This window comes from Propioniciclava sp., assembly GCF_036744435.1.
Classification (GTDB): domain Bacteria; phylum Actinomycetota; class Actinomycetes; order Propionibacteriales; family Propionibacteriaceae; genus Propioniciclava.
In genome coordinates, this window is sequence record NZ_DAIOIA010000002.1 from 54849 (window position 1) to 70350 (window position 15502).

General features: G+C 71.2%; 14 protein-coding genes. 7 read left to right on the forward strand and 7 right to left on the reverse strand.

The features are described 5' to 3' along the window. Positions 1 to 33: 33 nt before the first annotated feature. Together V7E09_RS00670 and V7E09_RS00675 are read right to left on the reverse strand one after the other, a co-directional pair. A complete protein-coding gene (locus V7E09_RS00670) occupies positions 34 to 915 on the reverse strand; it encodes a hypothetical protein (RefSeq protein ID WP_324510578.1) in 882 nt (293 codons plus the stop codon). After that, positions 912 to 1919: an SPFH domain-containing protein gene (locus V7E09_RS00675; protein ID WP_324510579.1), complete on the reverse strand. Its 1008-nt coding sequence runs from the start codon at positions 1917 to 1919 to the stop codon at positions 912 to 914. Before V7E09_RS00675 ends, V7E09_RS00670 begins: the two co-directional genes overlap by 4 nt. A 90-nt stretch (positions 1920 to 2009) precedes the next feature. On the opposite strand from V7E09_RS00675, the gene V7E09_RS00680 reads away from it, so the two are divergent. The 4 genes from V7E09_RS00680 to V7E09_RS00695 all read left to right on the forward strand — a co-directional run bounded on the left by V7E09_RS00680 (position 2010) and on the right by V7E09_RS00695 (position 5499). Beyond that, positions 2010 to 2708 carry an NUDIX hydrolase gene (locus tag V7E09_RS00680; RefSeq protein WP_324510580.1) on the forward strand — a complete coding sequence of 233 codons (699 nt, stop codon included), beginning with the start codon at positions 2010 to 2012 and terminating at the stop codon, positions 2706 to 2708. A gap of 111 nt (positions 2709 to 2819) precedes the next feature. Next, the gene (locus V7E09_RS00685) at positions 2820 to 3905 is read left to right on the forward strand and encodes a GNAT family N-acetyltransferase (protein ID WP_324510581.1); all 1086 of its coding nucleotides are present in this window, start codon (positions 2820 to 2822) and stop codon (positions 3903 to 3905) included. 18 nt (positions 3906 to 3923) lie between these two features. Then, positions 3924 to 4520 (forward strand): DUF4126 domain-containing protein, encoded by a 597-nt coding sequence (locus tag V7E09_RS00690; protein ID WP_324510582.1) that lies wholly within the window; start codon positions 3924 to 3926, stop codon positions 4518 to 4520. 1 nt (position 4521) lies between these two features. After that, positions 4522 to 5499, forward strand: coding sequence for a hypothetical protein (locus V7E09_RS00695; RefSeq protein WP_324522906.1), 978 nt, complete (start codon positions 4522 to 4524; stop codon positions 5497 to 5499). Positions 5500 to 5544: 45 nt separating this feature from the next. Here the strand turns inward: V7E09_RS00695 and V7E09_RS00700 are convergent, their stop codons facing one another. Together V7E09_RS00700 and V7E09_RS00705 are read right to left on the reverse strand one after the other, a co-directional pair. Next, positions 5545 to 6786 (reverse strand): type II toxin-antitoxin system HipA family toxin, encoded by a 1242-nt coding sequence (locus V7E09_RS00700; RefSeq protein ID WP_324510584.1) that lies wholly within the window; start codon positions 6784 to 6786, stop codon positions 5545 to 5547. Continuing rightward, positions 6783 to 7070 (reverse strand): helix-turn-helix domain-containing protein, encoded by a 288-nt coding sequence (locus V7E09_RS00705; protein WP_324510585.1) that lies wholly within the window; start codon positions 7068 to 7070, stop codon positions 6783 to 6785. Before V7E09_RS00705 ends, V7E09_RS00700 begins: the two co-directional genes overlap by 4 nt. Positions 7071 to 7294: 224 nt before the next feature. Here V7E09_RS00705 and V7E09_RS00710 point away from each other — a divergent pair, with 224 nt between their 5' ends. Then, positions 7295 to 9526, forward strand: coding sequence for a HelD family protein (locus tag V7E09_RS00710; protein WP_324510586.1), 2232 nt, complete (start codon positions 7295 to 7297; stop codon positions 9524 to 9526). A 6-nt stretch (positions 9527 to 9532) separates the two neighbouring features. Here the strand turns inward: V7E09_RS00710 and V7E09_RS00715 are convergent, their stop codons facing one another. Further along, positions 9533 to 10453, reverse strand: coding sequence for a methylenetetrahydrofolate reductase (locus V7E09_RS00715; protein WP_324510587.1), 921 nt, complete (start codon positions 10451 to 10453; stop codon positions 9533 to 9535). 51 nt (positions 10454 to 10504) lie between these two features. Between V7E09_RS00715 and V7E09_RS00720 the strand changes: the two genes are divergently transcribed. After that, a complete protein-coding gene (locus V7E09_RS00720; protein ID WP_324510588.1) occupies positions 10505 to 11620 on the forward strand; it encodes a polyprenyl synthetase family protein in 1116 nt (371 codons plus the stop codon). Between the two features lie 11 nt (positions 11621 to 11631). Next, positions 11632 to 12630, forward strand: a complete 999-nt coding sequence (locus tag V7E09_RS00725; RefSeq protein ID WP_324510589.1) for a LacI family DNA-binding transcriptional regulator — start codon at positions 11632 to 11634, stop codon at positions 12628 to 12630. A 45-nt stretch (positions 12631 to 12675) separates the two neighbouring features. Here the strand turns inward: V7E09_RS00725 and V7E09_RS00730 are convergent, their stop codons facing one another. Beyond that, a complete protein-coding gene (locus V7E09_RS00730; RefSeq protein WP_324510590.1) occupies positions 12676 to 14655 on the reverse strand; it encodes a sucrose-specific PTS transporter subunit IIBC in 1980 nt (659 codons plus the stop codon). 128 nt (positions 14656 to 14783) lie between these two features. After that, the coding region (locus V7E09_RS00735) for a GH32 C-terminal domain-containing protein (protein ID WP_324522907.1) at positions 14784 to 15502 on the reverse strand (719 nt) is incomplete at its 5' end.

Sequence of the window (15502 nt, forward strand, 5' to 3'; positions counted from 1 at the left end):
CAAGACGCCCGCCGGACCCGCACGACAGCCCGGTCAGAGCACCAAGCAGAGGCGTCGCTCGGCGATGCCTATGCTGACGCGCTGGCCCCAGGCGAGGGTGAGGCGGTCACCTTCCATGCCGTCGCCGAACGCGACCAGGCCGTCGGTCTCCACGGCCACGTCGAGCCGGTCGCCGGGACCCAGCAGCCCCTGGACGCGGTCGGTGCCGGTGGCGGGCGAGGGCCAGGCCTCGCGGACGAACCAGGCCAGCTCGGAGGCGGTCGGGGCGGGCAGCACGGGGGCGCCCGCCCGAGAACGGGCCACCGAGGCGCACCAGCCGGTGGCGCCGGTCCCGGTGCCGACGATCAGCCCCGAGGACGCCTGCCGCTCGACGCCGCCGTCGACGTGCAGCGTCCACCGGGAGGTCTGGTGGCTGGGGTGGCCCAGGTAGATCTCGTTGAGCGCCAGCAGGGACTGCCCATCGTCGGCGACCGCCTCGACCATCGTCAGCGGGGCCACGGACGCCTCCCCCGCGAGCAGCCGGGCGACGTCGGCGGGGCGGTGCGGCACCAGGACGCCCGGGTTGGCGTCCGGGTCGGCGTTGACGCCGATGACGGGCTGATCTGCGAGGTACTTGGCCACGTTGGCGACCAGCCCGTCCTGGCCGACGACGACGATCCGGTCCTCGGGAGCGAACAGGAACCGGTCCAGGTCGGCGCGCTCGACGCGTCCCACCCGCCAGTCGGCCGGGAGGGCGGCGCTGACCTGCGCCAGCGCCGCCTCCACCCGATCGTGTCGCGCCTCCACCTCGGCCAGATCCCGGCCCCGGGAGGCGAGGAAGAAGGCAGCCTGACCCCGCGTCCCGTGCCGGGCCAGCAGTGCGGTGAACTCGGTGCGGCGGTGGACGATCACCACCCGAGGGGGCAGCCCGCTCATGCCGCGTCCTTGCCCAGGCCGAGCCGGGTGAGCACCGGGGCGAGCAGGTCGGGGGTGAGCACCAGGTTCTCGATGCGGGGCAGGTTGGCCGCCAACTCCTGGACGGCCAGCGCGAGCAGGACGCCTTCGGGGGTGTCGGCGTAGGCCTCCAGCTTGGCGCGTTGCGCGTCGGCGTCGGCGAGCCCGGTGGCGCGGGTGGCGTCGGCGGTCGCCTCGGCGAGCGTCCGGGAGCGAGCCGCTTCGGCCTGGGCGGCGATCTGGGAGGCGGCCGCCAACTCTTCGGCCTTGCGTCGGTCGTTGAGGCCGCGCTGGGCGACCAGCGCCTCCTCGCGGGTGGCGAGTTCGATCTGGGTCTGCAGCTCGTTCTCTCCGATGGCCCGTTCGCGTTCGACGGCCAGCGCGCGGCGCTCGTAGGTGGCGCGGTCGGCGTCTTGCTGGACGCGTTCCCGGGTCGGCGTCTGGAGCGCCTTCTCCACGTCGGGTTCGGGCCGCAGCGCCATGACGCGCACCCCGACGATGCCCACACCGGTCTCGGCCAGGCGTGCGTCGGCACTCAGCCCTTCGGCGAGCGCGTCGCGGACGGGGGCGACGCCACGGGCCAGGGCGGTGGTCAGGTCGAGGCCGGCCAGGGTGGCGAGCCCGTGCTGCTGGGCGGTGTCGGCGAGCAGCCCGGCGACCTGGTCCAGCGGGGAGCCCCGCCACTGCCCGCTCTCGGGGTCGAGGGAGAAGTCGATGCGGCGGGCCGCGGTGGCCGGGTCGACGATCCGGTAGGTGATCGCCGCCTGGACGGCCAGATCCTGGAAGTCGGCGGTGCGGGCGTGGAACAGCAGCGGCAGTTCACGGTCGTCGACGGGGAGCTCGCTGAGGACCGCTCCGAGCGGGCGGAACCAGAACGCGAGCCCGACGCCGTCGCGCACCACCGTGCCGTTGCGGAGCTGGGAGACGTAGGCGGTGGGGTTGCCGCGCAGGTGGCGGAAGAACGGGTAGCGGCTGATGTCGGCCATGACGTGCTCCTTCAGTAGTTGTCGTCGGCAAGACGATAACCCCTCTCCACATTTGTCGTCAACCTGACGATTACACGCTAGGCTGGGGTCATGACCTCGGATTTTCCCCCGTTCGCCGTCACCGTCGACCTGGTCGTCCTCACGCTGCGCGAGGAGCGACTGCACGCCCTGGTGGTCGACCGCGGCATCGCGCCGTTCGCGGGCGCTCCCGCTCTGCCCGGCGGGTTCGTCCACGCGGACGAGGGACTCGCCGACGCCGCGCGCCGCGAACTCGCCGAGGAGACCGGCCTGCGCCTGGGCGGCGTCCACCTGGAGCAACTGGGCAGCTATGGCGAGCCCGGGCGCGACCCCCGGATGCGCGTCGTCACGGTGGCCTACCTCGCGCTGGCCCCCGACCTTCCCCTCCCCGTCGCGGGCACGGACGCCGCGGGCTCACGCTGGCTCCCCACCGATGCCCTGCTGCGCGGCGAACCGGCCCTGGCCTTCGACCACGCGACGATCCTGCGCGACGGCGTCGAACGGGCCCGTGCCAAGCTCGAATACAGCCCGCTGGCCACCGCCTTCTGCCCTTCCGCGTTCACCGTCGCCGAACTGCGCCGCGTCTACGAGGCGGTGTGGGGGGCGCCGGTGGATCCGCGCAACTTCCACCGCAAGGTCACCGGCGCCGATGGCTTCCTGCTCCCCACCGGCGCCACCACCACCCGAGACGGCGGTCGCCCAGCGCAACTGTTCCGGCCCGGCCCGGCGACCACGCTCACCCCACCCCTCACCCGGCCAGAGACCTCCTGACCAGCCCCGAGACGCGACCGGCCCCCGCCCGCGGCGGCGCCGGAGATTGACGCCGCCACGGCATCCGCGTAATCTCGCGCGGCTGTCCGTTCACGCCTCGCAGGAGCCACCATGACCACGCCACCGCCCGGAACCCGCGTGCGCCGCATCGCCGTGCCCGCCGCGCTCACCGACCAGGACGCCGCCGACTTCATCGCCTTCGCGCGCCTGCGCAACGAGATCTACGCCGAGATCACCGGCAACCACGACGAGGACTCCACCCCCGAGGAGATGCTGGCCAACTACGTACCCAACCCGGACGAGGAGCGCCGCGCCTGGCTCATCGACCTCGACGGGCGCACGGTGGGCCGCGCGATCACGATCCTGCCCTCGGAGGAGTCCTCGCGGGTGGCCTACCTGGAGGTCGACCTGCTGCGCGAGGCATGGGGGCAGGGCCTGGGCACGGTCGCGCTGGCGGAACTCGAGACCGACGCCCTGGCCAGCGGACGCACGGTGCTACAGATCTGGGCCGAGCACCCCGAAGCGCCCGGGCAGCGGCTGACGCCGCCCACGGGGGTCGGCAGCATCCCGCACGACCACGTGGCCCACTTCTTGCAGGCGCGCGGCTACACACTGGAACAGGTCGAGTTCAAGAGCGCCCTTGACCTCACCCGGGGCGACGCTGAACGCGACGCCCTGCTCCGCGCAGCCCAGTCGGCGGCCTCGGGATACCGGGTGGTCAGCTGGCTGGGGCGCACCCCGGCGGAGTTCGCAGCCGGCTATGCCCGCCTCAAGGCCGCGATGAGCACGGACGCCCCCAGCGCCGACCTGGAGATCGACGAGGAGACCTGGGACGCCGCCCGGATCGCGCGCGCCGACGACCGCCACGACGCGGCGGGGACGACGATCCTGGTGACGTGCGCCCAGCACGAGGCCACCGGCGAACTCGTCGCGTTCACCGAACTCGCCATCGGGCCGGACCGAGGCTCCGCGACCGGCCAGGAAGACACCCTGGTCGCCCGCGCGCACCGCGGCCACCGGCTGGGCGTCCTGATCAAGGCGGCCGCTCTGCGGCAGTGGCATGGGATCGCCCCGACGTCCCCCCGCGTCCTGACCTGGAACGCCGCCGAGAACCGGCACATGCTCGCCATCAACCACACCCTGGGGTTCGAGACGCTCGCCTGCATCGGCGCATGGAAGAGGCACGTCACCGGCTGACCACTACGCTGTGGCGCCATGGAGATGCTTCCGGCCGTGTTCGCCTCGGGTTGGGCCAGCGGGATCAACGCGTGGGGCACGGTGCTGGTGCTCGGCGTCCTGGGCCGGTTCGCCAACGCGGAAGGCGTCCCTGCGGGATTTCAGCGCACCGACGTCCTGATCGCCATGGCGGTGCTCTGCCTCATCGAGGTGGTGGCCGACAAGATCCCCTACCTCGACTCCGCCTGGGACACCGTCTCCACCGTCGTGCGTCCTCTCGCGGGGGCTGTCATCGGCGCCGTCTACGCCGGGGCGAACGGGGATCTGCTGACGATCGCCCTGGCTGCGGTCGGCGGCGTCACCGCCCTGGCGAGCCACCTGACCAAGGCCGGGCTGCGGCTGGCGGTCAACACCTCGCCGGAACCGTTCACCAACGTGGCCGCCTCCTCTGCGGGGGATGTCGCGGTCACCGGCATCGCCACCATGGCGGCACTGGCCCCCGTAGCCGCTGCCGTGGTGGCAGGAATCTTGTTACTGGTGGGGTTGATCGGGTTGTTCGTGGCGATGCGGCAGGTGAAGAAGGGCTGGAACCGGTTCCGGTCCTGGCGCGCCCGCCGCTCGACGCCCGCCTCCTGACGTGCCTGACGTCACCGTCGTCGGCGCCTCGTTCGCCGGGATCGCTGCCGCCGTCCGGCTCGCACGCGTCGGCCATCGCGTCGCGGTGATCCCCGAGCGCGACGATTGGGCGGACGCCTTGCGCTCCGAGTTGGGGCCCACGTTGAGTTTTCCTGCCCCGTGGCGCGATCTGTTCAAGAAGTCGGGGCGCCCCGCCGCGGGCGCGCTGGGCCTGCACGGGCTCGAGTTGGTCGCCGACGACGGCGCACCCACCGATCGCGGCGAACGCTGGTACGCCGACCGTGACGCCTACGGTGAGTCAGTCGCGGACGCATGGCGCTCGTTCGTGGATGAGGCCGACCTCACCTGGCAGGCCGTCCGTCCGCTGGGGGTTGAGGCGGAACTCACCCCCGAGACGTCCTCCGATGACGCCTTGAGGAGCGTCGGGCTGCACCCCCGCCACAGCCTCGTGGACGCCGCCCGCGCACTCCCCCATCCGGCCTTGCGGGAGCGCGTCGTCGGCTTGTCTCGTGAGCGTGGCCTGGATCCCGCCGATCAGCCCGCCTGGCTCACCTCCCGCCTGTCCATCGAGCGGACGTTTGGCCGTTGGCGGCTCCGCGACAACGCTGGCGCCACCCACCCCGCATCGACCCTGGTCGACGTGTTGCTGGATCGGATCGCCGACCGCGGGGTCGCGATCACCTCGGACGCCCCCTCACAGCCAGCCGCGAACCGCGCCGTCATCGACACCCGCGATCCGGAGGTGAGGTGGCATCACCCCCGCCCGTTGCGTCGGAGCGACACCTTCTTTGCCCAGTTGCGTGCATTGCCCCCGATCAGCGATCCACGGGAGCCGGGGGCCTTCGCGGCGTCGGCGTCCAGCGCGGCGGGCGCCGAGCCGTGGGCCCAACTCTTGTCGGGCGCGCTCGCCGCCTACGCGGCGCACGCCTTTCTCACGGGAGAGAACATCCACCCGACGCGCGCAGGCCACACCGGCTAGGGTCCACAGCCCATGACTGGCCCCCACGAGGCCGCGCCGTCGAGATCACGCGGGACCCGCCACGACCTCCAGTGCATGCAGCCTGGGCTCGATCCCTTCGGCCATGAGCGTGATCTCGGATTCGGGGAGCCCGTTGGTGCGTGCCGCGTCCCGCCAGCCGCCGAATCTGGTTGTGATCTGGCTGATCCTGCTGCGCGCTTGGGCGGGTTTCAGACCGCATTCGGCGGCGAACGGCAGCAGCGCTTCAACTTCGTCGGGCAGTTCGTCGGCCCCCATGATCGAGGTCGCGCGGGAGCGCCATTGATCGGGGGTCGGGTTGACGTCGAATGCCGGGCTGAGCGTCCAGAATCCACGGTCGGCCAGGAAGCCGTGGTTGCGGAGATGATCGTCGGTGTTGCCGAGCGCCACGCTCGCGACCACCCGATCGAACAGCGCACGCTGATCCGCGGCGGGCGAGCGGGACAGGTCGCGCATGGCCGTGGCGATGTCGGCGTAGTCGCGATGGTCGCCGTCAGAGGCTCCCAGCGCCGTCAGCGCGCTGATGTAGCCCAGCCGGCGTTGCTGAGGGTCGCGGTCGAAGCGGCGCAGCAGCAGCACACTCCGCCCACCGACGCGCACGAGTCGACGCCACGGGGTCGCGATCCCGACAGCCTGGAGGAGATCGAGCGCGGTGGATTCCCAGGCCATGACGTCCCATCGGTCACTGCCGTGGGGGAACTTCGCGATGCCCAGCGCCCCACCCTCGAGCCGTACTGACGCTTTCGGGCGGGCTCCGCCAAGACCGGTGGTTCCCGTGTCAAGCAACTGCTTCACCGCCGCGGAGGGATCAGCGTCCGAGGCGAGTTCGTCGGCAGCGCGCAGCAACTCGGGCAGGGCGATCAGCGCTGGCACGTGCGAGGCGGGCCCCAAGAACTCAGAATCCCCACTCAGCCGATACCGCAAGGCGCCTTGGCGGGTGTCGTCGCTGACACCCAGCAAGAAATCGACGTCGTCGAGGCGACGCGGCGCACGGTTGTGCGCTCGCGCTCGAACCCGTTCTGCCTTCTCGATCAGGTTGCGCCCCCACCGGTCTGGCGCACTGTCAGCGAAGGCCCGCACGAGCCCGGTCTGGTACTGCGCACCGGAAACAAGCGGCAGGGCAGGATCGATGCTCGTGCCGTCGCCGGCGAGATACTCGGCGTCGTAGAGAAACGTCGTCGAGAGACCTCCCCGTTGGCGCGTGAAGTGCGCGCGCCCCACCAGCACGCTCGCCCCGGCACGGTCAGTGAAGACCTCCACGGTGGTCATCGGGCGCGTTTCTTCTCAAGCTTCCCGGCCCGCAGGCGTCCAATGTCGCTCTCCAGCGGATCGACCGCCGCGACGGCCTGGTCGAGCAACCCGAGAGCGCGCAGCACCTGGGCAACATTGCCGAAGCCCACTCCCGGATCGCCCACCTCGATCTTGCGGAGCGTGTCTCGCGTGATCCCTGCGCGCTCTGCTACCTGTTGGGCAGTGAGGCCGAGCACCATGCGCCAACCACGCACATGCCCACCGAAGCTGACGAGCTGCGAATCGATGCGGTAGCCACCCACAACCCACCTCCTCTATGACGATTAATGCAATCATATCAATACAATGTGACGATCATGATCGCCAGAGCGTTCATACATGCAAGCCCCCGCCGGAGCCAGAGACAACCCAGAGAAAGACATGAGCGGGGCGGAACCCATCTCCGAGCGTCGGCCCACCTGTCACTGACGGTGCGCTGGAGTAGACTGGACCACTGGCCGAATTGACGAACGAGGAAGACTCCACCTTGACGCAAGCCGAAGATCTCGCCCACGAACTGGCCACCGAACAGGCCCACGTGGACGCCGTCTACGCCCGCCTGAACCAGGCGACCGACACCGCCCGCAGCGCCGCTCGCAGCGGCGCCAACATGTACCGCTCCGAACGCGACAGCTGGCTGCGCGAGGAGGCGGGCACCGCGCTGTTCGAGCGCGATGCGTTCTCCTTCCAGGCCGCCCGGCGGCTGGCCGAACTCGATGCCGAGCACGAGGGACTGGTGTTCGGGCGCCTCGACCTGGACGACCCGACCGAGCGCGAGGTGCGCTACATCGGCCGGATCGGCGTCCGGGACGACGACTACGAACCCCTGGTCATCGACTGGCGGGCGCGCGCCGCCGAGGCGTTCTACCGAGCCACCCCGCAGAAGCCCATGGACGTGGTGCGCCGCCGAGTGTTGCGCTGCCGCAACGACCGCGTCATCGGCATCGAGGACGACCTGTTGGACGCGCAGGGCAACACCGCGAACCTGCCGATCATCGGCGAGGGTGCGCTGATGGCGTCCCTGGCGCGGGCCCGCGGCACGAAGATGCGCGACATCGTCGCCACCATCCAGGGCGAACAAGACGAGGCCATCCGCGCCGATTATCAGGGCGTGACCGTCATCAGCGGCGGTCCGGGCACCGGCAAGACCGTGGTGGCGCTGCATCGTGCCGCCTATCTGCTGTACTCCAACCGGCGGCGCTTCGAACGGGGCGGCGTGCTCGTGGTGGGGCCCGGGCCGGTGTTCATGCACTACATCGAGCGGGTGCTGCCCAGCCTCGGCGAAGACTCCGTGGCGTTGCGCTCCATCGGCTCCGTCGTCTCCGATGTGCTGCCGGAGATCGCCAGCGATTCGGTCGACGACGCCGACACCGCGAGCGTCAAGGGCAGCCTGAAGATGATCGAGGTGCTGCGCAACCTGGTGAACCTGCCCCTCGACATCTCCGGGGACGGCCCCCGCGTCCTGGTCACCGTCAAGGGGGAGGTGCTGCAGTTGCGGCCGCCGCAGCTGGCGCGGATCCGTGGCGGAATCCTGGCGCATCAGCGGGTCAACCTGGCCCGGGAGTCGGCGCGCAAGGCAGCCGTGGCCGCGCTGGCGTCGCTGGTTCCCGCCGACACGGATGTGGAGGCGGAGGAGGTGCCCGGCCTGATCGCCGACCAGGCCGCCTTCGCCACGTTCATGGACGCCTGGTGGCCCACGCTCACCGCGCCGCAGGTGCTGCGTCGGCTGGGCGATGCCCGAGTGGTCGCGCGGGCCGCCGAAGGCCTGCTGGACTCCGGGCAGCAGGCCCTGCTGGTCGCCTCCTACGCCGATCCGGAGGCGCCCTGGACCGTCGCCGACACCGCCTTGCTGGATGAGCTCGTCGCCATCCTGGGGCCGGTTCCGACCGACCCGGACGCCGAGCAGCCGATCTTCATCGAGGGCGGCAAGGCGATCCCGGAGTTCGTCACCACCTCCGACACCTGGGCCCGCAAGGCGGAGCCGGAGTTGGGCGAGGACAACCACGAGACCTACGCGCACGTGCTCGTCGACGAGGCCCAGGACGTGACCCCGATGCAGTGGCGGATGCTGCGCCGCCGTGGCGGGCAGGCGTCCTGGACGGTGGTGGGCGACCTGGCCCAGTCGAGCTGGCCCGATCTGGAGGAGGTGGGCCGCGCGGTCCGCGACCTCATCGGGAACGCCCCGCACCGCGAGTTCCGGCTGTCGGTCAACTACCGTTCCCCCGCCGAGGTGTTCGACCTGGCGGCCCGGGTGGTCAAGCCGCACTATCCCGCGGTCGACCTGCCGCGCGCCGTCCGCTCCACCGGCCACGAACCACAGGTGCTGACCACGTCGGAGGCCGCCTTGGTCGCCGACCTGGCCGACGTGATCGACGACCTGACCGGGGAGGTCGCCGGCACGGTCGGCGTCATCGCCCCGCCGTCACGCCGCGAGGCCCTTCGCGGTGCCCTGCAGCAGCGGCTGGCGACCCGGATGAACCCGGCGAACCTGGATCGGATCTTGTTCCCCTCCCCCCTGGAGGCCAAGGGACTCGAGTACGACGGCGTCGTGGTGGTCGATCCCGACGCGATCGTCGCCGAGAGCCCCGGCGGCATCAGGGTGCTGTACGTCGCGTTGACGCGCCCCACTCAGCGCCTGGTGACCTTGGACGTCGGTGGTCCCGGAGGCTGGCGTCGCGGCGTCCAGCTACCTCAGGCCCCCTGGTCGGAGCGGGACTGAGCGCGGCTACGGTCGGCTGTTGCCGCCCCCGCCGTGGCCGGGGTTCGGGGCCGCGGGCATCGCGCGCAGGCGTCCCAGGATCTCGGCGGTCGCCGTGGAGCGGTTCAGGGTGAAGAACTGCAGCCCCGGCGCCCCGGCCTGCAGGACCTCGTCGCACAGCCGGGTCACCAGATCGAGGCCGACCTGCCGGAAGCGCTGCTTGTCGTCGGCTGCGGCACGGAGTTCCGCCTCGAACCACGCGGGCATCCGCGAACCCGACAAGGATGCGAACCGCTCGATCTGACTGGGCACCGTGACCGGCATGATCCCCGCCACGATCGGCATGGTGCCGCCCAGCGAGCGGAAGCGCTCCACCAGCGAGAAGTAGGCCTGCGCGTCGAAGAACAACTGGGTGACCGCGAACTCTGCACCCGCCTCCTGCTTGTCGAGCAGGATCCGCGCATCCAGGTCGACGTCGCCGTCGGGATGACCGTCGGGGAACGCCGCGACGCCCACGCTGAAGTCGCCCATGGAGCGGACGAGGCGCACCAGGTCGGTGGCGTTGCCCAGGCCCTCCGGGTGCCGCTCGAACGCGCCGCCGCCGGGCGGGTCGCCGCGCAGGGCGAGGATCTGCGTGACGCCGAGACGGCTGTAGGACTCGATGGCGCGACGGACCTCGTCGCGCGACTGTCCGGCGACCGTGAGGTGACCCATCGTGCGCGCGGCGGTCTGCCCGCGGATCGCGCCGACCGCGGAAAAGGTCTTGTAACGTGCCGCCCCGGTGGCCCCGTAGGTCACCGAGACCCAGTCGGGGCGTAGCGGGCTCAACGCGTCAACCGTTGCGATGAGCTGCTGGGTGGCGGCGTCATCGGCGGGCGGGAAGAACTCGAAGCTGAAGGTGGGCCGATCGGCCTGCGCCAGCCGCTCGGCGATGGTCTGGGCGGGCATGATGTCCACCCTAGTTGACCCGTTCGATCCGGGCTTGGGTAGGCTCGCAACGTGGTCACGCTGTCTGCCGAGCATCCCGTTTCCGACGACTTCCGCGCCGCCCTCGGGGCGTCGATCGCGGCATTCCTGGACGAACAGGAGGCCGTGCTGCGGGCACTCGACCCGGCGGCCGCTCCCCTGCTGGCGCGGGCACGCGACTTCACGGCGGGCGGCAAGCGACTGCGCCCCGCCTTCGCGGCGTGGGCCTGGGTGGCCTCCGGCGGCTCCCCCGCCCTTCCGGAAGGGGTGCTGAACGCGGCGGCGTCCCTGGACGTGCTCCACGTGTCGGCGCTCATGCACGACGACGTGATGGACGCCTCGGATGAGCGACGGGGCGTCCCGGCGGCCCACCGGCAGTTCGAGGCCGACCACCGCGAGCAGGGCCGCCGCGGCGACCCCGAGGCCTTCGGACGCGCCGGCGCGATCCTCCTGGGTGACCTGCTGCTGGTCTGGTCGGAGGAGATGTTCCGGCGTAGCGGGCTGCCACCGGAGGCACTGCAGCGCGCCTATCCTCACCTGGAGGCGGTCCGGACCGAGGTGACGACCGGACAGTACCTCGACGTGGTGGCACAGTCGCAGGATCCCTATGCGATCAGCCGCACGCCCGCCGGGCGCGAGCGCCTGGTCGAGATGATCCGGACGGTGGTCACCTGGAAGTCGGCGTCCTATTCGATCCGGCGTCCGATGCTGGTGGGGGCCGCCGTCGCAGGCGCTGAGCCCGCCGTGATCGACGCGCTCAGCGCGGCCGGTCAGCCGCTCGGGCGTGCCTTCCAGTACCGCGACGACGTGCTCGGCGTGTTCGGCGACGAGGCGCTCACCGGTAAAGAGTCCGGCGAGGACGTCCGCGAGGGCAAGCTCACCTTGCTGGCCGCCGAAGCGTTCATCCGCGCCGACGACGCCGACGCCGCCGAACTGGCCGCGCTGTTCGGCGATCCCGCCCTGACCGCGGCTCAGGTGGAACGCGCCCGCGCCCTCATCACGGGGAGCGGCGCCCGGGAGGCGGTCGAGGCCGAGATCCGCCGCGAATACGACGCGGCGCTGGAGCTGCTGGCCGCGGCCCCGCTGACGCCGGAGGGCCGAGACGGTCTCAGCGCGCTCGCCCGGCTCGCCGTCCGGCGCGATTTCTGAGGCGGGCGACCATGGCTGCCGACAAGGAACCCCGGCTGGGGGACGTCGCCGAGCGGGCCGGCGTCTCGGTGGCCACCGTCTCCCGGGTGCTGAACAACCGCGGCTACCTGAGCGCCGCGACCCGCTCCCGGGTCATGGCGGCCATCGACGAGGTGGGCTACCAGCCCAACGAGGTGGCCCGGTCGCTGCTGACCCGTCGCACCGGGACGGTCGGGCTGATCCTGCCCTCCGTCGCCACCCCCTTCTACGGCGAGGTCGCCGTGCACGTCGAGGACGCCCTCGCCGGGCATGGTCTGCGCCCGCTGCTGTGCAACAGCTACGGTCGCGCCGACCGGGAGCGCGACCTGCTGAAGTCGCTAGTGGGTCACCGGGTGGACGGCATCATCTCCGGGGCGCACAACGACCAGCTGGCCGAGTACGCGACGCTGCGGCGTCCGGTGGTGACCATCGATCGCGAGCTTGCCGACCACATCCCGAACGTCCGTGCCGACAACGAGGAGGGGGGCAGGCTGGCGACGCGGCTGCTGCTGGATCGCGGCGCCAGGCGTCCCGCGCTGCTCACCTCCCGCTCCCACGAGCGCAACCTGCGTGAGCGCGGGTACCGGCGCGTCCTGGGCGAGGCGGGCCTCGAACCGGTCATCGTGGCCGTCGACTTCAACCTGCCCGAGCCGGAGCGCACAGCCGCGATCATGGCCGCGCTCGACTCGGTGGCGGACGTGATGGACGCGGTGTTCTGCACCGACGATCTGCTGGCAGCGACCGCGTTGGAGTGGGCCCACCGCCACGGCAGGAGCGTGCCCCAGGATCTGCGGGTGGTGGGCTTCGACGGCACGGCGACGATGCGCCGGGTGCTGCCGGGACTCACGACGATCCAGCAGCCGCTGGCCGACATCTGCGCGACAGCGGTGCGGCTGCTGGTGGAGCAGATCGGTGCCGAGCCCCCCGCCGATCCGACCCCCGTTCCGGCGATCGAGTTGCCGGTCAGGGTGGTCGAAGGCCGCACCGCCTGAGTCTTCTCACCCAGGCTGCGCGGCCTCCCTTTTGTGCGGTCTTCGTCAGGCCAAGGCGTCCTCGCGCGGGTGTGCGCGCAGCAACGGCTCGGCGGTGGACACGTCCCCGGCGGTCGCCACCTCGACGCCCGCGAGCTTCTTGGCGTTGCTGACGACCACGGGCGTGGTCAGGTCATAGCCGGCGGCCGCGACGGCCGCCCAGTCGACATCGGCGAGCACGTCGCCGCGACGCACCTGCTGCCCCTTCACGACCCGGGGGGTGAAGTGCTCTCCGCCGAGCTTCACGGTGTCCATGCCGATGTGAATGAGCAGTTCCACCCCGCTGGCCGAACGCAGCGCGTACGCGTGCCCGGTGGGGAACGCCACGATGACGGTGCCATCGACGGGCGACACGACGGGGCCACTGTCGGGGATGAGCGCGACGCCCGGGCCGAGCATCCCCGAGGAGAAGGTGGTGTCCTTGACGTCGGTCAGGGGGATGGCGCGACCGCGCACCGGGGCGGTCACGGTGTAGTCGTCGGCGGCATCCTCTGGCAGGGCCACGGCCACCGTGGGGCTCACCGCAGCGGACGCGGACGACGACCCGGCCTGTTCGGCCTCGACGGCAGCCCCGGCCAGGGAGGCACGGCCTCGGGTGGAGGCGTACACCAGCACCGAGGTGAAGGCGAGGGCGAAGGTGATCGCCTGGGAGAGCCAGAACATCGGGATGTCCTGGGGACGGATCGAGACGAAGCCGACGAGACCGGCGGCACCCAGCGCGATGGCCCGGACGTCGAAGAGGGCGACCAGAGCGCCACCCACACCGGCGGCGGCGATGCCGAGGAAGAAGGGCCAGCGCAGCCGCAGGTTCACACCGAAGATGGCGGGTTCGGTGATGCCGAACAGTGCCGACGCCGCCGAGGCACCCGAGATCCCCTTGAGCTTGGGGTCCTTGGCGCGCAGGAACACGGCGAGGGTGGCAGCGCCCTGAGCGACGTTGGCCATGGAGGCGATCGCGAAGATGAAGGAGCCGCCTGCGGCGATCAGCGGCAGTTCGACCGCGGGGAAGGACTGGTGCAGGCCGGTGACGACGATCGGCGAGTAGAGCAGGCCGAAGATCAGGCCGCCGACCGGGCCGGCGCTGTCGTAGAGCCACGTCAACCCGCCGGTGATGCCGTTGGCGAGCATCCGGGTGATCGGGCCGACGACGACGAAGGCGGCGATACCGGTGATCAGCAGGGTGAGCAGCGGGGTGAGCAGGAAGTCCGCAGTGCCTCGGAACAGCTTGTGGAACCGCTTCTCGATGAAGACCAGCAGCCAGGAGACCACCAGCACGGGGATGACCTGGGCTTGGTAGCCGACCTGCTCCACCGTCAGCCCGAACAGATGCCAGGACGGGATGGTCTGCCCCGCCTCGACCATGGCCGCGTAGCTGTAGGCGTTGACCAGGCTGGGGCTGACCATCGCGGCGCCCATCGCTGCGCCGAGGTAGACGTTGCCACCGAACCGCTTCACCGCGGAGAAGCCGATCAGCACGGGAAGGAAGGCGAACGCGGCCGCGGAGATCATGTTGATCAGGGAGGCGTAGTCAGCCAGGGCCGGGACCATCTCGATCACCGACTGCGGCCCGAACAGGCCTTGGGCGGTGAGGACGTTGTTGATCGCCATCATCAGACCGCCTGCGATCAGGGCGGGAAGGACGGGGACGAAGATGTCGGCGATGGTCTTGATGAGCCGGATGACGACGTTGTCCTTCTGGGCCGCCACCTGCTTGGCCTCATCCTTGCTGACCTCGCGCACGCCACCGCTGGTCACCATGTCCTGGTAGACGAGGTCCACGTCACCGGGGCCGATGATGATCTGGTACAGGCCACCGGCCAGGAAGGTCCCCTTGACGTCGGGGTCCTGGTCGAGTGCCGCCTGGTCGACGCGGTTCTGCTCGGCCAGGACGAGGCGCAGGCGGGTCGCGCAGTGCGCGGCCGCCGTGATGTTGTCGGGCCCGCCGACAGCGGTCAGGACTCTGGCCGCAACCTGGGGATGATCCATCTCAGGAACCCTCTCGGAAACGAGGGGCGTGCCGCTTCACTGCTGCACGTCCGCCTCTATGTCAATCGTTAGACATATAGTCGACGATCCAGCCCCGATCCGCAAGAGAGAACGGCCGGAGACCGGTGTCAGTCGAACCGGTGAGCCGTCACCGAGGCCACGGCCAGGCTTCCGGACGCGGCCAGGGAGGCCCCCGCCGCGCCGTCGAGATAGCTGCGCAGGCTGAACGCGAGCGCGCCACCCCCGAGGAAGACCTCGGTCACCGACCGGTCGTGGATCACCTCCACGTCGAGACGTCCGGCGCCCGCGGGCAGCCGCACCACCCGGCTCCCGCCGTGGGGATAGAGCGTCGTGCTCCGGTCCACGGTGAGGCGTCCGGCGGCGAACGTGAGATCCACGTGCCGCGCCCGATCCCCCAGGCGCAGCCGCCAGGAGTCGGCGTCGGAGGCGTCCGCCGTGAGCGCCAGCCGGAACGCACGCGACCCGGCGAGTCCGGCCACGGCCACCTCGGCGTCGGTGAGCACCTCAGGCAGGCCCGGGGGCGCCTGCATCGCGGCGTCCAGGGCGAGCCGGGGTCGCTGCTGCAGCCGCCCCTCCACGATGACGAGCTCCCGCGCCACCGACAGCGCGTGCACCCACCCGCGCTCCGCCGAGGGCTGGTCGTCCTCCGAGGCATTCCCGAGCCAGGCCATCAGCAACGGGGGACTATCCGGCGACGTCCCGGCGAACACCTGGGGCGCGTAGAACTCGAACCCGCGATCCAGTTCGTGGAGTGTCGTGGCGCCCTGCAGGGCCGTCCCCTCGAGATGCCCCACGAGGTAACCGCACGCGAAGATGTTCTCGAAGC

Coding starts and splice junctions, on each gene's coding strand:
- V7E09_RS00670 (WP_324510578.1), bottom strand. CDS start 915: ATGAGCGGGCTGCCCCCTCGGGTGGTGATCGTCCACCGCCGCACCGAG.
- V7E09_RS00715 (WP_324510587.1), bottom strand. CDS start 10,453: ATGCCCGCCCAGACCATCGCCGAGCGGCTGGCGCAGGCCGATCGGCCC.
- V7E09_RS00675 (WP_324510579.1), bottom strand. CDS start 1,919: ATGGCCGACATCAGCCGCTACCCGTTCTTCCGCCACCTGCGCGGCAAC.
- V7E09_RS00730 (WP_324510590.1), bottom strand. CDS start 14,655: ATGGATCATCCCCAGGTTGCGGCCAGAGTCCTGACCGCTGTCGGCGGG.
- V7E09_RS00700 (WP_324510584.1), bottom strand. CDS start 6,786: ATGACCACCGTGGAGGTCTTCACTGACCGTGCCGGGGCGAGCGTGCTG.
- V7E09_RS00725 (WP_324510589.1), top strand. CDS start 11,632: ATGGCTGCCGACAAGGAACCCCGGCTGGGGGACGTCGCCGAGCGGGCC.
- V7E09_RS00690 (WP_324510582.1), top strand. CDS start 3,924: ATGGAGATGCTTCCGGCCGTGTTCGCCTCGGGTTGGGCCAGCGGGATC.
- V7E09_RS00680 (WP_324510580.1), top strand. CDS start 2,010: ATGACCTCGGATTTTCCCCCGTTCGCCGTCACCGTCGACCTGGTCGTC.
- V7E09_RS00685 (WP_324510581.1), top strand. CDS start 2,820: ATGACCACGCCACCGCCCGGAACCCGCGTGCGCCGCATCGCCGTGCCC.